We start from the raw sequence: 6000 nt of genomic DNA, 5'->3' as shown, positions 1-6000 counted from the left end.
TGGCGGCTTCCGCAGTCGATTGGATCGCTTCCACCTTATCCGGTAACAAGCCGGCCTCCTCCAGCAAAAGTCGCTTATTACGCAAATGCAGATTCGTAATGGGACTGCGGCTCAAACGTAGAACCGCATGGCAAGCCTCTGCTCCACACACAAGCTGGCGTACATCATACACGCACCCGTTCAGGGTCGCTTTAGGAATCCAGCGCTCCACATGTACCCCTTCCATGCACAGCCAATCCAGGATGGCATGAATGTCCTGCTTGTCCGTATAACGGCGCAAGCGTCCGGCATTGTAAAATACACGCTGACCTTGTACAATTTCCGTGCCAATTGTGGTCACTGCCAGCTCTGCCTGTGTCCGAGGATGTACCTGATAGGCCATCACTCCAGAAGCACCGGAACCACAAAATATTTTCACAAATATACGGTGAAATCTGCTTTCCTTTATGGTCCTATGCAGATCGGCAGCGTCACGGAATGCTCCATCTGATGGTAAAAGCACTGGTGGAACCCTTATGCCCGCCTTGCCTAACACGACGCTGCAACGCCGCTTATCGAACATCACCGCCACTTCCGCCGGATCATTCATCCAGCGTGACAAGGGCCATAGCAGCGCCGCTTCATGCCGCAGCCAGGCCAGCAGACGGCAATAGCCCCGGAACCATTGTGCCGGGTGCCAAATACGGCCGTGCTGCTCCTGCAGACGACGCGCTTCTGCTGCCGAAATACCTGTGCCTTGTGTCCATTCCGAGCTTGGCAGCAGAGAATCATCCCCTTCAGCATCCGGGGCGCCAAGAGCGATCAGCTCACGCTCTACCTCAAAGCTTTCGCCCGGCGCATCCAGACGAAGCAGCGGACTGATGTCCGCCTGCCTCGTTAGTACCTGAACGATGCTTTGTTGCACATGCACACTACCATTTACGCCATCTGGTGCAGCTTGTGCAGCGATTTGAGCCATCAGCTCACCCAGACTGCGTTTCTCTCGAATGGCTCGCAGCACTTCTGTATAGGTAACCTCCACTGCTGGCGACAGCTTCAACCTGCTACGCGCCGCTTGTAGACCCGTGGTCCGGCGATTCCCCGGATTACCGAACAAAATAAATGGCTCGCCGGCACTACTGTCTGATATTCCAACCATAAAGCCACCTCAAATAAGATTACTCAGTCAATGATGGATAACGCCAATCATCTTCCTCATCTGCTTCCTGCTGATCATCTACGTTCACAGATAGTCCAGAGCTTTTCCAACGTTGCATCATTTCACTGGACATATAATGATAGCTCAAATCCAGATGCTTCAACCCCTTGATACTTTCACTAGCCAGTAGAGCCTCTGCTCCTTTATCGGATAATGTACCCTGAGACAGATCCAGCACTTCCAATTGTCCGATGACTGGGGCATTAGCTGCTGCAATCGCAATTTCATCCTGTATTTCGCTATCCTTTAGCCCCAAGTATGTAAGTTTGGGAAATGGATTATTGTTCAAAAACGGTAAAACATCTTTCAGACTACCATCAAAACCGTATTGATCCACACCCAAATACAGCTCCAGCTTGCGCAGCTCTGGCAGCTCGGCATGATATATTTGCTGAAGGACGCTGGCCGGCAGACCACCGCAAATAATAACCAATTCCTGAAGGCGGCTATGGCGAAGCGGCTCCAAGCTCAAGTCCTGGCTTCCTTTGACATAAAAAGACTCCAGTGCTGGAAACGCTTCTAACAACGGGGACAGATTCGTTTGATTTATCCATGAAACCTCACACTCATCATATTCCATATCGCCGATAAACAGCTTGCGCAACTTCGGAAATTGATCTTTATGCTGCACCAGCACCGGGATAAAATCCTCAGGCGAATTTTCATAGGCTCCGCCCCAATCGCCAATAATTAGCTCCGTAACCTCAGCGCTCTCTGGCTTGGCTGCCAGCTCCTCAATGGATTTAGCCATCGTTTGGCCATCCTCATAAGCATCAAAATCAACTACTAATTTCACTTCCATTTTTACAATTCCTCCGATCGCTCATCTGAGAATGTAATAAATCCCATCTAGTAGACTATCTATTTCCAATTCAGTCTATCCTATCATACCAATGTTCGTCAAAAATAGCCTCTTTCCGACATTAATCCTATGTAAAATATGCGAAAAAATAAAAGCAGGACAGACCGATAAACAGCTGCGGTCTGTCCTGCTCATATTCTTTTTCATAAATCTCGCTATTATAAAGCACGAATATATAGTACGAAAAACAAAACTTAGTCTCTAGACCAATTTATTGGCTGATTGTAATTGGTGTATTGTCGGACAGCAATGCCAGGTTATTCACAATTACATTCTCATCATTGCTCAAGCCACTGGTAACCAGTGTTTGTGAGCCTGTTGTTTGAACGGTTTTCACTTCCTTGCGTTTTGCATGGTCTCCGTTTACAACATATACATATTCTTTACCTTGCTCCTTTTGAACTGCTGCGGTAGGGATGACAATGCCTTCTTGCGCATTGGCAGCGACGAAGCTGATATCTGCCAGCATGCCGGATTTCAGCTTCATATCCGGGTTCGCTACCGAGATTTTTACAGGATAGCCTTTACCGCTGGCGTCTAACGGACTGACATTTTTAACTGTACCTGTTGTCACAATATTGGATGCTGCTACACGAACCTGTACCTTGTCACCCACTTTAACATTGTTGATCTGTTCAGCTGGAACATAGATCAGCGTATTGACTGTACTCAGATTGGCAATGACCAGTGCAGGAGCCTGAGCAGATACCATTTCGCCTACCTCTGCATTTTTTGTCCCAACAATACCGTTGATTGGTGATGTAACTACAGTATCGTTCAGTGCATCTTGAGCAATACTTACATTCAACTGAGCCTGCTTGAGAGTTTGCTGGCTAGACTCAATGACCGCAGTATTTTGAGATACCTTAAGCTGATTTTGTGCATTGCTGTAGCCGTTGTTGGCATTACTATAGCTATTTTTTGCTGTATCATAGGCGTTACGGGCTGTAGTGAGTGCCTTTTGTGCAGCTATCAGCTGATCTTGAGCATTAGCCTGTGCATTTTGTGCATTTTTGTAGGCCGCTTCCGCGTTCACGACAGCTGTTTTTGCTTGTTCTAGTTGAGCTTGGGTGCTTGCACCTGCATCAAACAGGCTTTGTGTACGTGCCACATTCTTCTGAGCGTCTGCCAAGGCTTGTTGTGTTTGTTTTACTGTATTGGCCGCCGTGGAGACACCATTTGTCGCTTGTTCTAACGCTGTAGTGGCCTGGTTAATAACGCCCTGCGCCTGATTGATTGCACTTTGGGATTGAATCATACCGCTCTTGGACTGTACTACGCCAGAGTTGGCTTGAACCAAGGACGACTCATGGGATGCCTCAGCACTGCTTACCCCGGCAGCCGCCGCCGCTGCTGCTGCACGGGCTTTCGCAACATTGTTGCGCATATCCTTATCATCAAGTTTGAACAGCACTTGACCTTCTTTGACCTCCGAGCCAATATCTACAGGTAATTGAACCACTTTACCGCCTACTTTAGGCACGATATTTACCGTCTCCGAAGGTGTGACCGTACCTGTATAAATGTTCCCCTGTCCGATGATACCCTGCTGCGCTTGGCTGATCTTAACCGGAACAACCATGTCCTGCGCTGCTCCGCTGTTACTAGAGCAGCCTGCCAACACTGCGCCGCTGAGGACCAAAGCCGCTAATGTACTTTCTACTCTCGATATTTTCATGATAATTCCCTTTCTTTCTGTCCGTGGAAATAATGTAAGCCATCCAGTCGATATTTTTGTACTTCTCTTTATTAAGCTTCCGGCTGTGTATTTGCTTTCTTCCTCTGAATAAACAAAAAGATGAGTGGAATCGTGCAAAACAGCGGAATGGATGAAATGAGGAATGTATCCCCAATTCCTCTCGATGTGGCATCCAGTGTAATTAAACTACTTATGGATGACATCCATGAGTTGCCCAACGTCGCTTGTAGCGTATGAGCCGAGTCTTGTGTAATGGACTCGGAAATTTGTTGGGCATGAGCTGCCGAACGGCTTTGCATAATCGCCGTCAGCACCGCAATCGCCATAGATGCAGCCACGGTACGTACCAAATTGGATGCTGTAGATGCATTGGCTACCTTGCTCGGATGAACAGCGTTCATGCCGACCGTGGATAATGGCATCATACAGATACCAATTCCCAGCCCCCGCAAAGACATTACCGTTTCCAGCCAGGCATGCGAGGTATCTGGCGTAAGCTGATGAAGGTGATACGTCATAAAGCTGGTTAGCGTCAGACCGACAAGTCCCAAAGGCACAATGCCGAACTTATCGAACAGCTTCCCGGCAATAGGCATCATAGCCGCCATGGCAATGGCCTGTGGAATGAGGATAATACCGGTATCAATCGGCGACACGCGCTGAATATTTTGCAAAAACAACGGTGTAAGGAACGTTCCCCCGTACAACCCCATCATAACCAGACTGGAGGCAATAACACTAATCGTATATTTTGAATTCTTGAATAATGAAATTTCAATTACTGCATTATCCTTGCCGCTTTCTACATAGATGAGAAAGACAAGTGCCCAGAAAGAAATAAACAGCAGGGATACAATTCCAAAAGAAGTCCAGCCATCACGCTGACCGTTTGTCAGTGCGTACAACAGTGTTCCAGCACAAGTTGCCGCCAGCAAAAAGCCCGGTAGATCAAACTGCTTCGGCTGTACTTTAGGCGGCTCTTTGATAAGCAGGATGACCATTAAAATGGCAAATAAAGCAACAGGCAGACTGACAATAAATAAGAAACGCCAGTTAAACCATTCAATTAAGTATCCGCTCAGCGTAGGTCCTACAGCTGGCGCCGCCATTGCGGCGATCCCCCATATACCAAGGGACATCCCAATTTGTTCACGCGGCATGATTTTGTAAATAATCGTCATACTCAGCGGCATAATGACACCGCCTCCCAGACCAGCCAGCACACGCGCCGCGATCAGAGAAGAATCACTCCATGCAAAAATACATATTCCTGTTCCCAGCGAGAAAACGCTGAGGGCAAGAATCAAAAACTTTTTGTATCCGATACGCTGCTCCATATATCCGGTAATCGGGACGATTACGCCGGATGCAAGCGTGTAACCTGTAATAACCCACTGAATACGTGTCGTTGTTGATCCTAAGTCTGTCGTCAATCGTGGAATGGCGACATTGATCAGACTGTTGTTCAGAATGGCGACAAAGGCGCCTAAAACGATAGCAAAAAAGGCAAGCCAGCGTTCTTTGGAGGAATCTGTCGAAGGAGCAGCAGCAGTATCATTGGCAGCCACATGGACCCCTCCTTTTTAAGATGTATGAATTTTTACTTCCACGTTCGTGCCAGGAATGAGCTTCAAATCCTTTGGCTTGTTCACGGCGATTTCTACAGGGACACGTTGAGTTACCTTATTAAAGTTACCACTTGTGTTCACTGCAGGAACGAGCGAGAACACTGCATTTGAAGCTTCGCCCACTTTGCGAACCTTACCTTGAATGACCTGATCACCTGCTGCATCAAGCGTAATGTCAACAAGCTGCCCTGGTTTAATCCGGTTAATATCGGTTTCTTCAATATTCGTGGACACATACAGGCTGTTCATGTCAACCATAGTCGCTACAGCACTACCTGGTGTTCCGATTTCATGCTCCTTGGAATAAATCTTAATAACAGTTCCGCTGATCGGCGCACGCAGTACAGACTTGCTGATCATACTTGCATCCAGTCCCGATACATCCTGCTCGGCAATCGGTTCATCGCGCTGCAGTACATCGCCTTCTTCCACGTCAATGTGGCTAATCTCTCCGGAGATTTGCGGCATCACCTTATACTGATCGGCTTGAATGCGCGCATCGTCACTTTTAACAAAGTGTGTTGCCTGATACCAATAATAATAGCCAATAGCTCCACCGCTCAGAATAAGCAGTACGATGAGAATCGGCAATACAGTTTTCTTACTCACTTGC

5 protein-coding genes are annotated in these 6000 nt (G+C 47.6%); all 5 read right to left on the bottom strand.

All coding sequences use genetic code 11. The features are described 5' to 3' along the window. A partial coding sequence (locus L693_RS0117810) for an STM4014 family protein (protein ID WP_025718741.1) occupies positions 1 to 1138 on the bottom strand: 1138 nt, incomplete at its 3' end. Positions 1139 to 1157: 19 nt separating this feature from the next. Further along, positions 1158 to 2000, bottom strand: coding sequence for an STM4015 family protein (locus L693_RS0117805; RefSeq protein WP_025718739.1), 843 nt, complete (start codon positions 1998 to 2000; stop codon positions 1158 to 1160). A 271-nt stretch (positions 2001 to 2271) separates the two neighbouring features. Then, positions 2272 to 3738, bottom strand: coding sequence for an efflux RND transporter periplasmic adaptor subunit (locus tag L693_RS0117800; RefSeq protein ID WP_025718738.1), 1467 nt, complete (start codon positions 3736 to 3738; stop codon positions 2272 to 2274). A gap of 71 nt (positions 3739 to 3809) precedes the next feature. After that, the gene (locus tag L693_RS0117795; RefSeq protein ID WP_025718736.1) at positions 3810 to 5327 is read right to left on the bottom strand and encodes a DHA2 family efflux MFS transporter permease subunit; all 1518 of its coding nucleotides are present in this window, start codon (positions 5325 to 5327) and stop codon (positions 3810 to 3812) included. A 15-nt stretch (positions 5328 to 5342) separates the two neighbouring features. Beyond that, positions 5343 to 5996: an HlyD family secretion protein gene (locus L693_RS0117790; protein ID WP_025718734.1), complete on the bottom strand. Its 654-nt coding sequence runs from the start codon at positions 5994 to 5996 to the stop codon at positions 5343 to 5345. Between the last annotated feature and the right edge of the window lie 4 nt (positions 5997 to 6000).

Origin of the sequence: Paenibacillus sp. 1-18 (assembly GCF_000520755.1) — a bacterium.
GTDB classification, from domain to species: domain Bacteria; phylum Bacillota; class Bacilli; order Paenibacillales; family Paenibacillaceae; genus Paenibacillus; species Paenibacillus brasilensis.
This window is presented reverse-complemented; position numbering and strand designations above follow the sequence as displayed.

Bases quoted from the DNA above. Each gene is read 5' to 3' on its own strand.
- L693_RS0117805 (WP_025718739.1), bottom strand. From the start codon at position 2,000: ATGGAAGTGAAATTAGTAGTTGATTTTGATGCTTATGAGGATGGCCAA.
- L693_RS0117800 (WP_025718738.1), bottom strand. From the start codon at position 3,738: ATGAAAATATCGAGAGTAGAAAGTACATTAGCGGCTTTGGTCCTCAGC.